This is a genomic window from Caballeronia sp. LZ032 (genome assembly GCF_031451315.1).
In the GTDB taxonomy this organism is placed as follows: domain Bacteria; phylum Pseudomonadota; class Gammaproteobacteria; order Burkholderiales; family Burkholderiaceae; genus Caballeronia.
This window is the reverse complement of sequence record NZ_JARUXP010000002.1, coordinates 1,192,318-1,210,013: the sequence shown is the minus strand read 5'-3', so window position 1 is coordinate 1,210,013 and position 17,696 is coordinate 1,192,318. Positions and strand designations below refer to the sequence as shown.

The following is a 17,696-nucleotide window of genomic DNA, read 5'->3' as shown; positions in this document are numbered from 1 at the left end:
CACCTGCTGTTTTTGTGTTGTGACTGCTGTTACTGCTATCACTGCTATTGCTGCGACTTCTAAACGGCACATTCCCCGACAACGCCACTCCATCTGCTGCAACCACTCCGGTACTTCTGCGACTACGACACCTGCTGCAACCGGTAAGAAAGTTGAGGGTAAGCCGGTTTGCTCAGTGAATATCGCTTCGCTTTTGCTGGCGCGGTGCGTTGCGCCATGTAAAGAAGTGTACGCAGCCATGCGCAATTCAATTGCCCGAAGAAGCGTCGCTTTCGGCTTCTGTCCAGTGAATTCGCGGACGCCTTCGGGCACGCTTAAAGACGCAAGACAGGGACACGGTTTGTCCACGGTCGAACGCTACACTGGGTTTCACTCAAGCCCTGCATGGACCATGACCGAACCGTTACATCAAACCTGTGAGCCGCCGCAGGACGCGCGGGCGCTGGTGCTGAACTGGATCAGACGAGCCCGCGAATCGCAGATCCGTCACTACACGATGGCCGACCGTCTGACCGCAAGCGGCAGGAAGCTCGGACTGGCTGTCATCGGCATCACGACCGCTACGGGCACGTCGGCTTTTCTCTCGCTCGTCGCTACCGCCATCTCGCCGCAGTTGCGCATCGTGATCGGGCTGACGAGTATCGGCGCCGCCGTGCTCGCGTCCTTGCAGACCTTTCTGCGCTACAGCGAGCGCGCCGAATTGCACCGGCGCGCGGGGGCGCAGTACGGCGCCGTGAGACGCCGCCTGGAAGCGATCCACGCAGCGGATCCCTATCTGCACGACATGCGCGACATCGAAGGCGTGCGCGACGAACTCGATCAGATTGCGCAGAATGCGCCACATTTGCCGCGCGGGATCGTCGCGCGCGGATAAGCCTTACAGCAAGCGCACAGCGGCCTTCATGCGCCGCTTCTGCTCCTTCTTGAGCGAGCGCAGCGCTTTCTGTGCGGCCGCGCCATCCGGCAGCGCGTCGAGATGCTGTTCCAGCAGCGCGCGACTTGCGACGACATCGTTCAACGCCCCGAAGCGCTTCTGCATCCGCTTGAGGCCCTTCAGCGTCTTGCGTTGCTTGCCGCCGAGAAGCGGCTCGAAGAACTCGACCAGATAGCGTACCTTTTTGCCAGCCTTGCGTACATCGTGCAGCTGCGCGTAGTCCTTGCCCTTCGCCTTCGCGGCCGAGCGTATGCGTTTGCTCAGTTGTTTTTCCGCAGCCGTCACGCGCTTCCGGGCGAACTGGGTCAGCGGCGTGCGTTGCGCCGCCGTATTGAGTTCGCGGTTCGCCTCGCTCAGCGACTCGTGCAGCATCTGCTTGAGCTTCGCGTGCGAGAGCGTATCGCGGCTTTTTGCGGCAGTTGCGCTGCGTTGTTCGCGGAAGGCATCGAGCAAGGGCGCGCTGCTTTTCTTGTCGACGAGTTCGATCAGGATGTCCCAGTCGCGCGTATTGCCTGCCGCGCTGGCCAGATACTTCAGGAGGGCGCGCTGCTGGTCGTCGAAATCCTTCTTCAGAATCGGTCGATACGCCCACAGCAAGGTGCGCAGCCTCCGCAGTGCAACACGCAGCTTGTGCAGTTCCTCGGCGTCCGTGCTGTCTTCGAGCACCGTGGCCTGCGCGGACGCTTCGCCGATCAGCGGATTGGCATAAGTGGAGAAGCTCGATTCCGCTAACGCGCCATTGTTTCCCTTCTTCATGTCGGTGTCCCTAGTCTTGCGGAATGGAGATAAGGGCAAGAAACGTACCGAACGTTGCAGACAATGACATAGCAACAAACAGGGTGCCGCAGGACCGCGCCGGCGCCAGGGTGTCGGCTCGACTCCCCGCTAAAAGAGGTTCAGCCATGTTGCCGCTTCTGCCGCTTCACGCACTTTTCGCCCCGCGCGGCGATGGTGTCAAGCCTGAACTGCTCGTGTTGCTCGTCCGTCCGGCCGAAGCGGACGCCGGTCTCAGCGTCCCCCTTGAAGAGAACGACGTGACCGGCGTGGAGGATCAACGCCCGCGCCGCTTCTCCAGCACGATGGTTTCGAAAAGCGCGTAGTCCGCCGTGGGCGTCTTGTCCGCGCCGGGGGCGTGATAGTAGTTGATCGTGATGGAAGTGCGGCCGCCGTGCTCGCCCGGATCGTGATCGAACACGGCAATGCCATAGCCCGTGCCGGTGTCACGCTGCGCCGACCAGATCGCGTCCTCGACGGCATCCGCGACAGGCCGCACGAACGTGCCCGCCGTCGTGCCGGGTACGGGCCGGTTCGGCTTCGTGAAGACCTGCGCCTGCGGCAGGCCGGTACCTGTATCAGTGCCGTAGACATCGAGCGGCGCGCTGGTGCCGCCGCCGCCGAGAATCAGATGCACGGTGCCGTGCGAGGTATCGATCGGATCGTTGGCGCGCGGCGAGCCGTGTACGGGACGCGGCTGCAGCGTATCGACGCGTTCGCCCGTCACCGCGTCACGGCCCGCGTGATGATTGCAGCCGCGCACCGGATGGCTGCGTTCATAGTCGTGATCGTGGCCGCACAGCACGAGATCGACGCCATAGCGGTCGAACAGCGGCAGCCACGCTTCGCGGATGCCCTTGTCGGAACCGTTGCCCGTCTTCGACGAACTGAGCGCGTCCTGATGCATCTGCACGATGATCCAGTCGATGCCGTCGTCATGCGAGGCTTCGCGCAAGGTCTTTTCGAGCCAGCGGCTCTGCTCGCCCTGGCTGTAGCCGCGCACATAGAACGAGGTGCCGGGGGCGATCGGCGGATTGCCGGTGCTCGCGGCGGGCACCAGCGGATTGGGTCCGGCCACGAAGGCGGCGCCGTCCTGATAGACGACGTCGTCGGAATCGAGCGAGATGAACAGCACCGAACTCACGCGGAAGCTATACCAGCGGCCCGGAAAACGCGTGCCGTTGTCAGGCAGCGTGTAGCGCGTCAGATACGAGTCGAAGCCCTGCCGGCCGTTGTGAAACTCGATCTCGTGATTGCCCGGACACGGCATCCACGGACGGTTCGCGGCGGACGTCTGCGCGTTGTTGCCGAAGTCGCGCCACACGTCGGGCTGGCTCGCGGGGTTGAGGTTGGCGTAGCAGAGGTCGCCGTTGAGCAGATGGAACAGCGGCTCGAAGCGCTCCACCGCCTGCACCGCGAAGCGGCTCTGCGGCGACGACAGCACCCAGTTCGTGTTCGGCGTCGCCAGGTCGCCGTAGCTGGTGAAGCGGAACGCGTGCCGTCCGCGCGGCGCCGTGCGGAAGCTCGACGTGAAGGGCTGGCCGGCGTTGCTGTCGTTGTCGGCGGTGACTTCGTAGTGGTATTGAGTATCCGGACGCAGGTCGCGCAGCCGCGCATGATAAGTACACACGATCTCGCCGTTGAGGCCATCCGTGTAGGTGCGCTGCACGGCATGGATCATGTGGGCGTGGCCATCGTCCGATTGCAGCCGCACGCGCGGCGCAGTGGCCTGTGCGAGCGACGCCCAGCTGATGACCACCTCGCTCGACGGATCCTCGCCCCAAGTGAGGTGAATCTGTTCGGGCGTGCCGTCCGGCGTGTCCGTCGTTGCCGTAGCAGAGCGGCTCATTGCGCCTGCTGCGGTGGCGAGGCCGGAGGCGCCCGCGAACTTCAGGAAGCCGCGGCGCGAGGCGAGCGGTGCGGAGTCTTGCGGGTTCTTCGTGACCATGTGCGTATGTCTCGTCGTGGGGAAGATTCGCCGTGTCACGAGACATTATTGTCATCGGCATGACCGTGCCGTGACACTGCACGAGTTCATCCGTGCATCGAACGGAACGCTGTCATACGCGCGCGCTCCAATGAAAGCGGACCACTTCAGGAGTCATGCTCATGGCACGCAACGAATACGTTCTCTTCAAGGGCAAGGTCACGCTCGGCGTTCCCTTTCTGCAGGGTTACAAAGGCGATCCGCATTATGTGATCGTCAGCGAGGATCAGGAGGGCAATGAGTTCCGCATCGTCACCAACGTGAAGTCGGACAGCACGCTGACCGGCCCCGAAGGTTACTTCGTGCTGTATCAGTGGAACCCCTATTTCGAGCATCCGATGACCGCGGATCTCGAGAAGGTCGCGGCAGGCGTGTCCACGTCGAACTTCCCGAAGCTGGACTACGTGCACGATACGAAACTCGTCGACCTGAGTGCGATGCGCCCCATCGCGCTCGACGAGGAAGGCGAGCACAACGACATCAACGAGTTGCTCAACGAGATGTTGCAGCTCGACATGTCGGGCGACGGCGTGCCCTATGTCTATCCGACGCCGACGTATAAAGACAACCGGCGCGGCTGGAAGCCGACGAAGGACGTCACGGTGTACGGCTTCGGCTTCCTGTTCGAACCGGGCAAGGACGGCCTTCACGAAACGCACATGAACCAGGGCAATCCGAAGCCCGCGAAAGGCAGCAAGGTCAGGGACCACTCGAACGAGAACGGCGTCTTCCAGGATGGCGCCGTGATGGTGGAAGTGGACGGCAAGTTCCAGGCGTTGTTCGTCGCGTTCCAGACGCAGCTCGTGCCCACCGACAATCGCGGCTACCCGATCCCCGGCACATCGCATCCGATCCTGGGCTAGCTAAGCGGCATCCAGGGTTCGCGCGTAGGACTTCAGGTACTTCATGCCGGTATCGCACATGATGGTGACGATGTGCGCATCCGGCCCGAGACGCTCGGCCACGCGCAAGGCCGCCGTGACGTTCGCGCCGGTCGAGGCGCCGCAGAACAGCCCTTCCTCGGCGGCGAGGCGAAAGGCCATGGCGCGGGCGTCATCGGTGGAGACGCGTTCGAGTTCGTCCGCGATGCGGTCATGCCACAGCGGCACGACATAACCCGCGCCAATGCCGTCGATCTTGTGCGCGCCGCTCGGCCCGCCCGACAGCACGGCGGACTCCGCCGGCTCTACTCCAACCACGCGCACGCGGGCGTCATGGCCGCGCAAGGTCGCCGAGATGCCGCGCAGTGAGGCGGACGTGCCCACGCTCTGCACGAAGGCGTCGATGCGGCCTTCTGTCTGCCGCCAGATTTCGTCGCCCATCTTCGTGTACGCGTGAAGCTGGTCCGTGTTCTCCATCTGCGCAGTGATGTACGCGCCGGTTTCTTCCGCGATGCGATGCGCCTCGCGGATCATGTCGCGCGTGAGCTTCTCCGTCTGCTTGCCGTTCTCGCTCGGGACGATGGTCAGCCGCGCGCCGAGCAGCCGCATGTGATCGAGCTTCTCCTTCGAAAACGCGTCCGAGCTTACGAGATGCAGCGGATGTTGTATCACCGCGCACACCAGCGCGAGCGACACGCCGGTGCTGCCGCCGGTGTATTCGACCACCGCGCCGCCGGGCTTCAGACGGCCGTCGCGCTCGGGCGCGTCGATCATCGCCAGCGCGATGCGGTCCTTCATGCTGCCGGTCGGATTCTGGCTTTCCAGTTTCAGCGAAATGCGCGCGCCATTGGACGGCACGACGCGGCGCAGCGTCAGCAGCGCGGTGTTGCCGATGGTGTCGAGAACGGAATGCGGAGCGAGGTTCATGTGCGTGCCGGGGTCGGTGAGATCGAGCTGGAATACTTCGCAGTCTAGACGTCCGGGCACGCGCAGAATATAGTCGCAAATGACATTATCGACATCATTTGCGACATGCGACTTTCCATCCTGGCGCTCGATGGCGTGTTCGATACCGGACTGGCCGCGCTGCTGGACACGCTCGGCACGGCCAACGAGCTGGCCGCTGCGCAGGGCAGCACGGCTGCTCCATTCGAGTTCAACCTGGTCGGCGTGCGGCGGCGCGTGCGCACGGCGCTGGGCTTTTCGACACAGCCCGAACCGGTCGCCGAAGTGCGCCAGCCGGACTGGGTCGTGCTGCCCGCGCTCAACGCCAAGCAGCCCGAGCCGCTGCTCGCCGCACTGGCGCGCCCTGACGTGCGCGAAGCGATCGGCCATCTGCGCGGCTGGCATGCGCAAGGCATCGGCATTGCCGCAGCGTGTACCGGCACCTTCGTGCTCGCGGAGGCGGGCTTGCTGGATCACGGCATGGCCACGACGACCTGGTCGCTCGCGCCCGCGTTCCGGCAGCGCTTTCCGGCAGTCGATCTGGACGATTCGCGCATGGTGGTCGCGTCGCGGCGCGTCGTGACGGCGGGTTCCGCGATGGGTCATCTTGACCTCGCGCTGTGGCTCGTGCGGCAGGCCAGCCCCGAACTGGCCACGATGGTCGCGCGTTTCCTGCTGATCGACCAGCGCGCGTCGCAGGCGCATTACATCGTGCCGGATTACGTCGCCCATGCGGATCCGCTGATCGCGCGTTTCGAACGCTGGTCGCGCGAGCACCTTTCGGCGGGCTTCTCGCTCAATGACGCGGCGAGCGCGCTGTGCGTCGGGCCGCGCACCTTGCAGCGGCGCACGGAGGCGGTGCTCGGCAAGTCGCCGCTGGCGTTCTTTCAGGATTTGCGGATCGAGCGCGCGCGGCAGCTCGTGTCGGCGGGATGCGATCTGGAGAAGATCGCGAGCGAGGTGGGGTATGCGGATTCCGCGACCCTGCGCACCTTGCTGCGCCGCAAGCTCGGACACGGCGTAAGGGAGATGCGCGCGGATCGGCGCTGAAGGCGCGCATGGCGGCGCGCCTCCAGGCGTTACATCATTCGAGCTCGACGCCCTTCAGCTCGGGAATGAGCGTGAGAGTCGCGATGACATCGACGATATAGATGCACGCCAGCGCGGCGATCGCGATGCCGAACGAGTAGTAGCTCGCCACCGCGCCGATCGCCAGCGGTCCGAAGCCGCCCACGGCCCGCCCGATGCTCCACAGCACGTTCTGCGCGGTGCCGCGTGCATGCGTCGGATAGAGCTCGGCCATCAGTGCGCCGTAGCCGCCCATCATGCCGTTCACGAAGATGCCCACCACCATGCCGCCGATCAGCAGCGCCTCCGGCGTGGTCATGCGCGAGTAGATGAACACCATCACGAGCGCGCCGATCTGGTACATGACGAAGGTCGGCTTGCGGCCGATCTTGTCCGCCAGCTGCCCGAAGATCCAGATGCCGACGAGCATGCCGAGGATCGACGCCGCCGTCCACGTCGCCGACTTCGCGAGCGTGAAGCCGAAGGCCTTCGTCAGATAGCCGGGCATCCAGATGATGAGGCCGTAGTAGCCGAAGTTCTGCACCGAGCACATGATGATCATGCCGATGCTGCGGCGCGTGGTCTCGCGGTCGCGGAACAGCGTCTTGAGGGGGAACTCGTGGCGCTTGCGGGCGGCCTTCTCGATGAAGATCTCGGACTCGCCGATCGCCTTGCGGATCACGAAGGACAGCACGGCGGGCGCGAGGCCGACGAGAAACATGCCGCGCCAGCCGATATGCGGCAGCAGGATCGGCGTCACGATGGCGGCGATCAGCACGCCGATTTGCCAGCCCATGCCCACGTACGACGAGACGCGGCCGCGCTTTTCAGCCGGCCAGGCTTCGATGGCGAGCGCCATGCCGATGCCGAACTCGCCGCCCAGCCCGAGGCCCGCGATGAAGCGGTACGCGAGCAGGTCGTGATAGCCCTGCGCGAACGCGCACAGCCCGGTGAACACGGCGAACAGCAGGATCGTGTAGGTCAGCACGCGCACGCGGCCGAGATAGTCGCTCAGAATGCCGAAGCCGATGCCGCCCGCGACGCCGCCGACCAGCGTCCACGTCACGAGCGAGCCGGCCTGCGCCGAGGTGAGGCCGAGGTCCGCCGAAATCAGGCTCAGCATGAAGCCGAGGATCAGCAGGTCGAAGCCGTCCATCGCGTAGCCGGAAATGGACGCGACCAGCGCGCGGATGTGCGGCGGCCCGAAGATCGACTTCGGCGGGGCGCTGCGCGCGCCCTCGGCCGTGTGGTCGAGAGGTTGGTTCATGAGTGGTCTCCTCGTGGACGCATCAGTTGATTGCGTCGGGATCGTGCGGCAGCGGCTCGCCTGCGCCGGTGCGCTCGACGATCAGCCCGTAGTGTTCCGGCCGGCGATGCTTCGCGAAGTTGAAGACGTGTTCGCGGAAGGTGTCGCCGAGTGCGAGATCGATGTTGGCGAAGATCACTTCGTCTTCCTCGCTCACGCTCTGCGCGGCAATCTCGCCCGACGGCGCGACGATCACCGAGCCGCCGATCATATGGAAGCCGTCTTCCTTCCCGCACTTCGCGGCGGCGCCGATCCACATCGCGTTCTGATAGGCGCTCGCCTGCAGCGACACGAGATGCGTGTGCATGCGCAGATGCACCGGCTCCGGCCAGTGGATGTTCAGCGACGGCGTGTTGTAGCCGAGCACGCCGAGTTCCGCGCCTTGCAGCGACATCGCGCGCCAGGTTTCCGGCCAGCGGCGGTCGTTGCAGATGCACATGCCGAGCTTCGCGCCCATCGTCTCGACCACCGGGAAGCCCGTGTTGCCCACTTCGAAGAACTTCTTCTCCAGATGCTGGAAGGGGGCGTCCGGCTTGTGATCCGAATGGCCCGGCAGGTGCGTCTTGCGATACTTCGAGACGATCTTGCCGTTGTCATCGACGATGATCGCCGTGTTGAAGCACTCGCCCTTCGCGGTCAGTTCCGCATAGCCGAGATAGAAGCCGATGCCCGCATTGCGCGCGGCGTCGAAGAGCGGTTGCACGTCCGGGTTCGGCATCGAGCGCTCGAAGAAGCGTTCGATGGCCGCTTCCTCGCTCATCCAGTAGCGCGGGAAGAACGTGGTCAGCGCCAGTTCCGGGAACACGACGAACTTCGCGCTGCGGGCCCTGGCCTCGTTCAGCATCTCGACCAGGCGCTTGACGACGGCCTGACGGTCGTCGGCGAGATGGACCGGGCCCATTTGCGCGACCGCGAGACCGATTTTGCGTGACTTGCTCATGACTTCCTGTTTCCTTGTGTGATGCGGTTTCAGTGCTTGTCGGTGTAGCCGAAGCCGGCGTGGCCTTCGGCGTTGCCGTCGGCGAGTGCGCGGAAGAACTGGCCGCGCGCCGAGACTTCCCGTTCGTTCTGGAAGGGCAGCGGCGTCGAGCGCGGGACGAAGCGGCCGCTGCCGGGCTGTGCATGCAGCACGCCGTCATCGACGATCACCCGTCCCGCGCTGATCACGGTGCGCGGCCAGCCGGTCACCGTCATGCCTTCATACGGCGTGTAGCCGACGCGGTCATGCAGCGCCGGGGCCGTCAGCGTGACCTGATGCTGCGGGTCCCACACGGCGATGTCCGCGTCCGCGTCCGCCTGCACGAGGCCCTTGCGCGGCGCGATGCCGTACATGCGCGCGTGATTCGTCGCGCTCAATGCGACGAACTCGGGCAGCGTCATGCGGCCCTTGACGAAGCCTTCCGAGAACAGCAGCGGCAGGCGCGCTTCCAGGCCGGGCATGCCGTTGGCCATCTGCTTGAAGGTGGTGGCGTCGCCGTGCGGCAGCTTGCCGGTTTCATCGAAACGATAGGGCGCGTGATCCGACGACACGGTTTGCAGCACGCCGTCCTTCAACGCCGTCCACAGCGCTTCCTGTGCGTCCGCGTCGCGCAGCGGCGGGCTGCAGCAATACTTCGCGCCTTCCACGCCGGGCAGGTCCATCGCGTCTTCGGTCAGCAGCAGGTAGTGCGGACAGGTTTCGCCGTACACCTGCGCGCCCATGCGCCGCGCCGCGCCGATGGTCGCGAGTGCGTCGCGCGCAGACACGTGCACGATCAGCACGGGCACGTCGAACAGCTTCGAGAGCTGGATCACGCGGTTCGTCGCTTCGGCCTCGGCCAGCGCCACGTGGCTCGTCGCGTGATATTTCGGCGCGCTGCGGCCATTTTCCAGCAGCTTCTGCGAGACCCAGCGGATCACGTCGTTGTTCTCGGCGTGCACCATCACGAGCGCGCGTTCGCGGGCGGCGAGCGCGAGCACGTCGAGCATCTGATAGTCGTCGATCTTGAGCTGCTCATAGGTCATGTAGACCTTGAACGACGTGATGCCCTTGCGGATCTGCTCGACGAGATCTTCCTGCAGCGTCTTCTTGTCCGTCTCGGAGACGATCAGGTGATAGCTCCAGTCGATGACCGACTTCGCCGTTGCGAGCGCCGCGTACTCTTCCGCCACCTGCTTGAGCGAATGTCCGCGATGCTGCGCGGCGAAGGGCACGATCATCGTCGTGCCGCCGAACGCCGCGCCAACGCTTGCGGAGTACCAGTCGTCGGCGCCCATGATGCCCATGCCCGAGCGCTGCTCGACGTGGCAATGCGTATCGATGCCGCCCGGAAGCACGTACTTGCCGGTGGCGTCGATGTCGCGCTTGCCGGCGGGCAGGCCGCGCGCCACTTCGACGATCCGGTCGCCGACAATGCCGACATCCGCCTCGAAAACCGCTTCGTCGGAGGCGACGCGGCCGTTGCGTATCGTGAGATCAAACTGCTGCATGAACTGTCATCCGCTTGAAAATTCAGGGTTGCGCGGCAAGTTGCGCGCTGTCCGCGCGCGCCGCGAGCCACCAGTCGACGCAGGCGCGCGCGAGCGCGTCGGTCGGGTCGATCGCATGATAGGCGGCGCCGGCCAGCGCCACCGGGATTTCCGTGCAGGCGAGCAGCAGCGCATCGGCGCCGCGCGTGACCAGCGCGTCCGCCGCAGCGGACAAGAGCGCGCGGGCGTCGTCGAGCCGGCCGGCCTTCACTGCCGTAATGCCCGCCGATACATACATCGCCTGCATCGCCTCGTCCGGTTCAATGGCCTCGATGCCGCGCGCCGCCAGCTGATCGTGATAGATGCGCGCCTTGAGCGTCGCGGCCGTCGCAAGGATGCCCACGCGGCGCGCCCGCGGATAGCGGCGCGTCAGCGCAGCCAGCGCCGCTTCGCCGATATGCAGCACAGGCAGCGTGCTCGCTTCCGCCAGCCGCTGATGCCACACGTGCGCGGTATTGCACGGAATCGCGATCGCCGCGCAGCCCGCGCGTTCCAGCGTGCGCAGGCCGTCGAGCAGATGCGGCCAGGGCGCGTCCGAACCGGCGAGGAACGCCGTGCTGCGGTCGGGCACTTGCGGCACGTTGTGGACGATGACCGGCATGTGTTCCTGATCGGACGCGGCGGGCGTCGCCTGGATCAGCTTGACGAGGAAATCCGCCGTGGCGAGCGGGCCCATGCCGCCGAGCACGCCCAGTCGCGGCAGTGGCGCTGCGATGTCATTCATGCGTCACCCCGCTCGCGGCACACCGCGAAGGCCAGAGCGGCGGCGCTCGAACACGGATCGATCACCGGCACGCCGAGCGCCGCTTCGAGTCCGGCGCGCAAGGGCGTCATGCCGGCGCAGCCGAGCACGATGGCGTCCGCGCCGTCCGTTTCGCACAGGGCACGGCCGGTCGCGATCAGCTTGTCGAGCGCCAGTGCACGGTTGCCCGATTCCTCGACGCTCAGTCCGACCGCACGTTCGCCCGCCACCGCCGCACCGATGCGGGCAGCGTGATACGCCCGCCAGTGGCGCGGCATGCCGCGCGTGCTGGCCGCGATCACGCCGACGCGCGAGCCGAGTGAAAGCGCGCTCGCCATGGCCGCCGCACCGATGCCGATCACCGGCCGGCGCGTGATTTCGCGGGCGGCGTGCAGGCCCGGATCGCTGAAGCAGGCGATGACGAAAGCCGCCGCGTGCGCGTCGTGCTGCTCGACGAAATTCGCGACCGCGACGGCCGCGCGGTCCGCATCCCGCTGGGTCACGATGCCGCCCGGCACGGCGTGCAGCGTGTCGAACGCGACGGGCGCGTCGTCGCCGGCGCGCAGGGCGCGGACGGTCCGCTCGATGTCGCGCGTGACGTCGGCGAGACCATTCGGATTCAGGAAATAGATGGGAGCTGACATGACTCGGCGCCAAGAAAACGTGAATAGACCAACTTGATTCGCACGATATCAACGGGGCTCCGCGCTGTGAAATAGTCCAAATTTGGTATCCCATAGACGCAATGCATGGCTGCGTGGCGGGCGCGTTAAACTGCCGGGCCAACGCCACGCCGATGCTCACGAGAAATGAACTACGACGACGCCTCTCCCCATTCCCGCACGATGAGCATGCGTCAGATCGAGGTCTTCCGCGCGATCATGATGACCGGCTCCATCAGCGAGGCGGCGCGCTCGCTGTACGTGGCGCAGCCGTCGGTGAGCCGTGTGCTGCAAGTGACCGAGCGACGGCTCGGCTTCCTGCTGTTCGAGCGCACGCGCGGACGCCTGTATCCGACCCCGGAAGCCAAGCGCATCTTCGAAGAGGTGATGCGCGCGTATGAAGGCATCGAACGGGTGGACGATCTCGTGCGCGCGCTCTCGGATGGTTCGAGCGGCACGCTCAACGTCGTATGCAGCCCGAGTCTGGGCGTGCATCTGGTCCCGCTCGCCATCGCGCGCTTTCATGCCGAGTTCCGCAAACTGCCCGTTTCGTTCGAGCCGCTCACCCACAATCACCTCGTGCCGCGCGTGCTGTTCGGCAAGGGCACGATCGGCGTGTCGATGTTCGAGGTTCAGCATCCGAACATCGTCACCGTGCCGATGGAAAGCGGCCAGGTGCTGTGCGTCGCGCGCAAGGGCACGCTCGGGAAGCGGCGCGCGCTCGAGCCGAAGCAGATCGCGGCGCTGCCGTGGATCGACTATGAACACGACACCCCGCTCGGGCGCATTGTCGGCACGGTCTTCAGCGACGAGCGCAGGCCGGAGCCGGTCGTGCGCGTGCGCTCGGCCATCAGCGCCTGCACGCTCGCCAGGGAAGGCGTGGGCGTGGCGATCGTGGATCCGTTCTGTATCGACGACGCCATGCGCGACGCGCTCGATGTCGTGCCCCTGCGCGCGGAGGGCTCGCACCGGCTGACGGCGAGCCTCGTGTATTCGCATGTCGAGCCGCTCTCGAACGCGGCGCGGCGCTTCGTCGAGATCCTGGACGCGGTGCTGAAGCAGCACCTGGCGCCGCGGCGCGCGCCGAAACCCGGCTGAAGCCCGCCCGAGGCATCTTCACGGACGGCTCGGGCACCGTTTCATGCGACAATCTAGCCCGCAAGAAATACAGGCAATGGGTTCTGGAGATACACATGACCACCCGAGCGGACGAGATTTTGACGACGCTTGAGCGCGAAATCCTGTCGGGGCAACTGCCGCCCGGGTCGCGGCTGGAAGAAACGGAGCTTTCCGAGCGATTCGAATGTTCGCGCACGCCGATCCGCGAGGCGCTGCGGCAACTGGCGTCGGAAGCGCTGATCACGATGCGGCCGCGCCAGCCCGCGATGGTGGCGGCGCTCTCGGCCCGCAAGCTGCTCGAAATGTTCCAGGTCATGGCCGAACTCGAAGGCCTGTGCGCGCGCCTCGCCGCGCGCCGGGCAACGCCGCAGCAGATCCAGCGCCTGCGCGACACGCAAGCGGAACTGCGCGAGACGCTCGATTCGAACCACGTCGATGCGTTCTACGAGATCAACCGGCGCTTCCACGAGATCGTCTACGAGGCGAGCCAGAACGAGTTTCTCGCCGACCAGACGCGCGGCCTGCGCAACCGGGTGTCGATCTACCGCAAGATGGTCACGCAGAAGGTGCGCCGGCGGCTCGATACCGTCGATGAGCACGAGCAGGTGATCGGCGCCATCGAACGCGGTGACGGCGATGCCGCCGACAAGGCGATGTCCGCGCACGTCAATCTGCTGGGCGAACAGATGCTGGATTTCATCGCGCTGTTTCCGGAGCCTGCCGAGCTGGCCGAATAGGGCGTCATTGAGGAACCGGCGGCACGAGGTAGTTTCTACCGACCGGTTCTCGAGCCATTTCCGGCAAACTTGTCATCTGTCGGTGCTTCGCCGATACTCGGCAGTCCGCCCACGTTTTCCTTTTGTCGATTTAGACGGTATTTGCTCATGAGCACAATTCTCGAAAGTGTCCCCGTTGGCCAGAAGGTCGGCATTGCATTCTCCGGCGGTCTCGATACCAGCGCCGCGCTTCACTGGATGAAGCAGAAAGGCGCCGTGCCGTACGCGTACACCGCGAATCTCGGCCAGCCCGACGAGGACGACTACGATTCGATCCCGCGCCGCGCGACCGAATATGGCGCCGCCGGTGCGCGCCTGATCGACTGCCGTGCACAACTGGTTTCCGAAGGCATCGCCGCGCTGCAAAGCGGCGCGTTCCACGTCTCGACGGCGGGCGTCACCTACTTCAACACCACGCCGCTCGGCCGCGCCGTGACGGGCACGATGCTGGTCGCCGCGATGAAGGAAGACGGCGTCAACATCTGGGGCGACGGCTCCACGTACAAGGGCAACGATATCGAGCGCTTCTACCGCTACGGTCTGCTCGTGAACCCGGATCTCAAGATCTACAAGCCGTGGCTGGATCAGCAGTTCATCGACGAACTCGGCGGCCGCTCCGAGATGTCGGAGTTCATGCGCCAGTCGGGCTTCGCGTACAAGATGTCGGCGGAGAAGGCCTATTCCACGGATTCGAACCTGCTCGGCGCCACGCACGAAGCGAAGGATCTGGAAAGCCTGGAAAGCGGCATCCGCATCGTCAACCCGATCATGGGCGTGGCGTTCTGGCGCGATGACGTGAAGGTGGACCGCGAGGAAGTCACCATTCGCTTCGAGGAAGGCCAGCCGGTCGCGCTGAATGGCAAGACCTTCCCGAATGCCGTGGAACTGCTGCTGGAAGCGAACCGTATCGGCGGCCGTCATGGTCTCGGCATGAGCGACCAGATCGAGAACCGCATCATCGAGGCGAAGAGCCGCGGCATCTATGAAGCGCCGGGACTCGCGCTGCTGTATATCGCGTATGAGCGGCTCGTGACGGGCATTCATAACGAAGACACCATCGAGCAGTATCGCGAGAATGGCCGCCGTCTCGGCCGTCTGCTGTATCAGGGCCGCTGGTTCGATCCGCAAGCCATCATGCTGCGCGAAACGGCGCAACGCTGGGTCGCGCGCGCAATCACCGGCGAAGTGACGGTGGAATTGCGTCGCGGTAACGACTACTCGCTGCTCAGCACGAAGTCCCCGAACCTCACGTATCAGCCGGAACGCCTCTCGATGGAAAAGGTTGCGTCGACCTTCTCGCCGCGTGACCGCATCGGCCAGTTGACGATGCGCAATCTCGACATCACCGACACGCGCGACAAGCTGCGCATCTACTCGCAGGTTGGCTTGCTGACGCCGGGCGAAGCCTCGGCGCTGCCGCAGCTGAAGAGCGAAGAGTAAGTTTTTGCTGCCGCCGCAACGGCGGCAGCGGTAAGCGCAGACATACGGCCATCGGTCTTCGGACCGGTGGCCGTTTTTTTATGCCGATGCGCCGCGTGTCACGCACCTGTCACGCCCAGAACCAATAATCCCCGCGCCCGAACACATAAAAGTCAGGCCAGACGGGCGGTCGCTACAAGCGGCCTGTATTGCAACGACACGGGGATTCACAGATGACCATCAGGCAGCGTATTGCCTTGCTCGTCGTGCTCATGCTTTTGGCACTGGCGGCAATCGGCGGCTATGCCGTCAAGCGGACTCACGGCAGCGCAAGCGAAGTGCATCAGGTGACGCAAGGTGTGGTGCCAAGCGCGCTCGCCTCCGCGGATCTCGCCGCGCAAGTCAAGGACGTACAGATCGCGACGATGACGCTGATCTACGCACCGGACGCACAGATCGCCGCGCAGGCGCGCGAGCTGTTGACCGAACGCGAGCGCACCTTGAAAGCGGCGCTCGACGTGCAGGAGCGCGCCGCGCACAGCACCGCGCAAAAGGGCCTCGTCGTGCAGGCGCGCGAGAGCCTCGCGAACTACTTCGACGCCATCAAGCAAACCGAGCAGATGCAGGCAGAAGGCAAGAGCGCCTTCGCGCAGGCTTTCCTGTTCGCGAACGTCGCGCAGTACAAGGACGAGCTTCAGGGCATTGTCGAGACGCTGCGCATCGAGAAGAACCGCGAGAAGGACGCGGCCATCGGCACGCTGAACGACGCGCTCGCCACGACGAGCGTCATCATCGCCGCGGCCACGGGTGTCGCCGTGCTGATTCTGGTGGGCATCAGCGTGCTGCTCTACCGGCAGATCTCGCTGCCGCTCAGCCGCATGCAGATCATGATGAGCGAGATTGCATCGAGTCAGGACTTCACGCGCCGCGTACCAGTGGAGCGCATGGACGAGATCGGCCATTCGATCGTCGCGTTCAACGGCATGATCGAGAAGATCCAGGAAAGCTCGCAGCAACTCAAGCAGCGCACCGCCGACATCCAGGCGATGTTGCAGAACATGCCTCAAGGCATTCTCACCGTGGTGCCGGGCGCGACGATCCATCCCGAGTATTCGGCGTTCCTCGAAGCAATCTTCGAGACGGATCAGCTCGCCGGCCTGCGCGTGATGGATGTGGTGTTCGGCGCTACGGATCTTGGCAGCGATACGCTGGACCAGCAGGGCGCGGCCATCGATGCCTGTCTCGGCGAAGACATCATGAACTTCGACTTCAACCGGCATCTGCTCGCCGATGAAATCGTCAAGGACATGGGCGACGGCCGCAAGAAGGTGCTCGACCTGAGCTGGTCCGCGATCACGAACGAGGAAGGCGTGATCGTGCGCCTCATGCTGTGCGTGCGCGACGTCACCGAACTCAAGGCGCTGGCCGCCGAAGCCGGAGAGCAGCGGCGCAGGCTCGACATGATCGGCGAGGTGCTCGCCATCAGCCAGGAGAAGTTCGAGCGCTTCATGCAGAGCGCGGCGAGTTTCGTGGGCGAGAACGAGCGCATCATTCGCGAACACGACATTCCGAGCAAGGAAGCGGTCGCGCAACTGTTCCGCAACATGCATACGGTGAAGGGCAACGCGCGCACGTATAGCCTGCAACATCTGACGAGCGTGGTGCACGACACCGAGCAGCGCTACGACGCGCTCCGCCAGGACAGCGGCGACACGCTCTGGATTCGCGACGAGCTGATCGCCGACCTGGAGCGCGTGCGCGCGGCGCTGCAAAGCTATGCGACGGTCAATGAAGTGAGCCTGGGACGCAAGACATCGGCGGGACAGGTTGGGATCGATCGCGAGTTCATCCAGAAGAACATCGAGCTGCTCGAAGCCGCCGATACCAACGACGCCGAGGCGCTCGCCGCCGTGCGCGCTTCGCTGCATCGCATGTTGCGGGTGCTCGATACGGAAAGCATCGGCGATGCGCTCGATGCGCCGATCGGCTCGCTGCCTTCGCTTGCGAAGGAACTCGGCAAGCCTGCGCCGCGCGTGAGCGTGACCGATCACGGCTGCCGTATCGGCGGCGAACTGGCGGGCCGTCTCGCCAATGTCTTCACGCATCTTTTGCGCAACAGCATCGATCACGGCATCGAAATGGCGGAAGAACGGATGGCGCAAGGCAAGCCGGCGGCGGGCTCGATTCATGTCGATGCACGCATGCACGGCGATGATCTGCGCATCACGCTCGGCGACGATGGCCGCGGTCTTGCGCTGCACAAGATCCGCGAGCACGCGCTGCGGCGCGGCTGGCTGGATGCCGCGACGATTCCCGCCGACGAAGCCCTCGCCGAACTCGTGTTCCGCCCGGGATTCTCGACCGCGCAGAACGTGACGGAAGTGTCGGGACGCGGTGTCGGCATGGATGCGGTGCGGGCGTTCGTCGAGCGGGAAGGTGGCCGTATCGAGATGCAGTTCATTGATGAAGGTCACGGCGCTGCGTTTCGCGCCTTCCGGACGGTCGTGTGGCTGCCGGCGAGCGTGGTGATCAAGGAAGAAGCCGGCTTCGATGCCGTGATTGGATAACAGAAGGT

The 17,696-nt window shown here is 65.0% G+C and carries 16 protein-coding genes; 8 read left to right on the top strand and 8 right to left on the bottom strand.

The window, feature by feature from the left end; genetic code table 11:
* Positions 1–391: 391 nt before the first annotated feature.
* Positions 392–874: an SLATT domain-containing protein gene (locus tag QCE69_RS21130; RefSeq protein ID WP_309922726.1), complete on the top strand. Its 483-nt coding sequence runs from the start codon at positions 392–394 to the stop codon at positions 872–874.
* A gap of 3 nt (positions 875–877) precedes the next feature.
* On the opposite strand, the gene QCE69_RS21125 is transcribed toward QCE69_RS21130, so the two are convergent.
* Entirely contained in the window at positions 878–1,690 is an 813-nt protein-coding gene (locus QCE69_RS21125; protein WP_309932747.1) for a CHAD domain-containing protein, read from the bottom strand.
* Positions 1,691–1,836: 146 nt separating this feature from the next.
* Here QCE69_RS21125 and QCE69_RS21120 point away from each other — a divergent pair, with 146 nt between their 5' ends.
* On the top strand, positions 1,837–2,034 hold the full coding sequence (locus tag QCE69_RS21120) for a hypothetical protein (protein WP_309932746.1): 198 nt from the start codon (positions 1,837–1,839) through the stop codon (positions 2,032–2,034).
* Here the strand turns inward: QCE69_RS21120 and QCE69_RS21115 are convergent.
* Positions 1,986–3,656 carry a fibronectin type III domain-containing protein gene (locus QCE69_RS21115; RefSeq protein ID WP_309932744.1) on the bottom strand — a complete coding sequence of 557 codons (1,671 nt, stop codon included), beginning with the start codon at positions 3,654–3,656 and terminating at the stop codon, positions 1,986–1,988. The two genes, QCE69_RS21120 and QCE69_RS21115, sit on opposite strands and share 49 nt — an antisense overlap.
* Before the next feature lie 161 nt (positions 3,657–3,817).
* On the opposite strand from QCE69_RS21115, the gene QCE69_RS21110 reads away from it, so the two are divergent.
* A complete protein-coding gene (locus tag QCE69_RS21110) occupies positions 3,818–4,558 on the top strand; it encodes a DUF2278 family protein (RefSeq protein ID WP_309932742.1) in 741 nt (246 codons plus the stop codon).
* Here QCE69_RS21110 and QCE69_RS21105 read toward each other — a convergent pair whose 3' ends face one another.
* Entirely contained in the window at positions 4,559–5,503 is a 945-nt protein-coding gene (locus tag QCE69_RS21105; protein ID WP_309932741.1) for a cysteine synthase family protein, read from the bottom strand.
* Positions 5,504–5,608: 105 nt separating this feature from the next.
* On the opposite strand from QCE69_RS21105, the gene QCE69_RS21100 reads away from it, so the two are divergent.
* Positions 5,609–6,571 carry a helix-turn-helix domain-containing protein gene (locus tag QCE69_RS21100; protein ID WP_309932739.1) on the top strand — a complete coding sequence of 321 codons (963 nt, stop codon included), beginning with the start codon at positions 5,609–5,611 and terminating at the stop codon, positions 6,569–6,571.
* Positions 6,572–6,605: 34 nt separating this feature from the next.
* On the opposite strand, the gene QCE69_RS21095 is transcribed toward QCE69_RS21100, so the two are convergent.
* Genes QCE69_RS21095 through QCE69_RS21075 form a run of 5 tightly spaced genes read right to left on the bottom strand, consistent with a single transcriptional unit; the run spans position 6,606 to position 11,789 of the window.
* Positions 6,606–7,856, bottom strand: coding sequence for an MFS transporter (locus QCE69_RS21095; RefSeq protein WP_309922710.1), 1,251 nt, complete (start codon positions 7,854–7,856; stop codon positions 6,606–6,608).
* A gap of 22 nt (positions 7,857–7,878) precedes the next feature.
* Positions 7,879–8,835: an N-carbamoyl-D-amino-acid hydrolase gene (locus QCE69_RS21090; RefSeq protein WP_309932737.1), complete on the bottom strand. Its 957-nt coding sequence runs from the start codon at positions 8,833–8,835 to the stop codon at positions 7,879–7,881.
* A 29-nt stretch (positions 8,836–8,864) separates the two neighbouring features.
* Positions 8,865–10,364, bottom strand: a complete 1,500-nt coding sequence (hydA, locus tag QCE69_RS21085) for a dihydropyrimidinase (protein WP_309932735.1) — start codon at positions 10,362–10,364, stop codon at positions 8,865–8,867.
* A gap of 22 nt (positions 10,365–10,386) precedes the next feature.
* The gene (locus QCE69_RS21080) at positions 10,387–11,127 is read right to left on the bottom strand and encodes an amino acid racemase (protein ID WP_309932732.1); all 741 of its coding nucleotides are present in this window, start codon (positions 11,125–11,127) and stop codon (positions 10,387–10,389) included.
* Entirely contained in the window at positions 11,124–11,789 is a 666-nt protein-coding gene (locus QCE69_RS21075) for an aspartate/glutamate racemase family protein (protein ID WP_309922697.1), read from the bottom strand. The genes QCE69_RS21080 and QCE69_RS21075 overlap by 4 nt, the downstream gene beginning before the upstream one ends.
* 165 nt (positions 11,790–11,954) lie before the next feature.
* Here QCE69_RS21075 and QCE69_RS21070 point away from each other — a divergent pair, with 165 nt between their 5' ends.
* From QCE69_RS21070 to QCE69_RS21055, 4 genes are all read left to right on the top strand, one after another.
* Positions 11,955–12,905, top strand: a complete 951-nt coding sequence (locus tag QCE69_RS21070) for a LysR substrate-binding domain-containing protein (RefSeq protein WP_309932731.1) — start codon at positions 11,955–11,957, stop codon at positions 12,903–12,905.
* 95 nt (positions 12,906–13,000) lie between these two features.
* Positions 13,001–13,663, top strand: a complete 663-nt coding sequence (locus tag QCE69_RS21065; protein ID WP_309815137.1) for a GntR family transcriptional regulator — start codon at positions 13,001–13,003, stop codon at positions 13,661–13,663.
* Between the two features lie 147 nt (positions 13,664–13,810).
* Positions 13,811–15,142 carry an argininosuccinate synthase gene (gene argG, locus QCE69_RS21060; protein WP_309815133.1) on the top strand — a complete coding sequence of 444 codons (1,332 nt, stop codon included), beginning with the start codon at positions 13,811–13,813 and terminating at the stop codon, positions 15,140–15,142.
* Between the two features lie 212 nt (positions 15,143–15,354).
* A complete protein-coding gene (locus tag QCE69_RS21055) occupies positions 15,355–17,688 on the top strand; it encodes an ATP-binding protein (RefSeq protein WP_309932730.1) in 2,334 nt (777 codons plus the stop codon).
* Positions 17,689–17,696: the final 8 nt, after the last annotated feature.

What these genes read in the sequence shown, in the direction of transcription:
- QCE69_RS21130 (WP_309922726.1), top strand. Translation starts at nt 392, where the DNA reads ATGACCGAACCGTTACATCAAACCTGTGAGCCGCCGCAGGACGCGCGG.
- QCE69_RS21125 (WP_309932747.1), bottom strand. Translation starts at nt 1,690, where the DNA reads ATGAAGAAGGGAAACAATGGCGCGTTAGCGGAATCGAGCTTCTCCACT.
- QCE69_RS21120 (WP_309932746.1), top strand. Translation starts at nt 1,837, where the DNA reads ATGTTGCCGCTTCTGCCGCTTCACGCACTTTTCGCCCCGCGCGGCGAT.
- QCE69_RS21115 (WP_309932744.1), bottom strand. Translation starts at nt 3,656, where the DNA reads ATGGTCACGAAGAACCCGCAAGACTCCGCACCGCTCGCCTCGCGCCGC.
- QCE69_RS21110 (WP_309932742.1), top strand. Translation starts at nt 3,818, where the DNA reads ATGGCACGCAACGAATACGTTCTCTTCAAGGGCAAGGTCACGCTCGGC.
- QCE69_RS21105 (WP_309932741.1), bottom strand. Translation starts at nt 5,503, where the DNA reads ATGAACCTCGCTCCGCATTCCGTTCTCGACACCATCGGCAACACCGCG.
- QCE69_RS21100 (WP_309932739.1), top strand. Translation starts at nt 5,609, where the DNA reads ATGCGACTTTCCATCCTGGCGCTCGATGGCGTGTTCGATACCGGACTG.
- QCE69_RS21095 (WP_309922710.1), bottom strand. Translation starts at nt 7,856, where the DNA reads ATGAACCAACCTCTCGACCACACGGCCGAGGGCGCGCGCAGCGCCCCG.
- QCE69_RS21090 (WP_309932737.1), bottom strand. Translation starts at nt 8,835, where the DNA reads ATGAGCAAGTCACGCAAAATCGGTCTCGCGGTCGCGCAAATGGGCCCG.
- hydA (WP_309932735.1), bottom strand. Translation starts at nt 10,364, where the DNA reads ATGCAGCAGTTTGATCTCACGATACGCAACGGCCGCGTCGCCTCCGAC.
- QCE69_RS21080 (WP_309932732.1), bottom strand. Translation starts at nt 11,127, where the DNA reads ATGAATGACATCGCAGCGCCACTGCCGCGACTGGGCGTGCTCGGCGGC.
- QCE69_RS21075 (WP_309922697.1), bottom strand. Translation starts at nt 11,789, where the DNA reads ATGTCAGCTCCCATCTATTTCCTGAATCCGAATGGTCTCGCCGACGTC.
- QCE69_RS21070 (WP_309932731.1), top strand. Translation starts at nt 11,955, where the DNA reads ATGAACTACGACGACGCCTCTCCCCATTCCCGCACGATGAGCATGCGT.
- QCE69_RS21065 (WP_309815137.1), top strand. Translation starts at nt 13,001, where the DNA reads ATGACCACCCGAGCGGACGAGATTTTGACGACGCTTGAGCGCGAAATC.
- argG (WP_309815133.1), top strand. Translation starts at nt 13,811, where the DNA reads ATGAGCACAATTCTCGAAAGTGTCCCCGTTGGCCAGAAGGTCGGCATT.
- QCE69_RS21055 (WP_309932730.1), top strand. Translation starts at nt 15,355, where the DNA reads ATGACCATCAGGCAGCGTATTGCCTTGCTCGTCGTGCTCATGCTTTTG.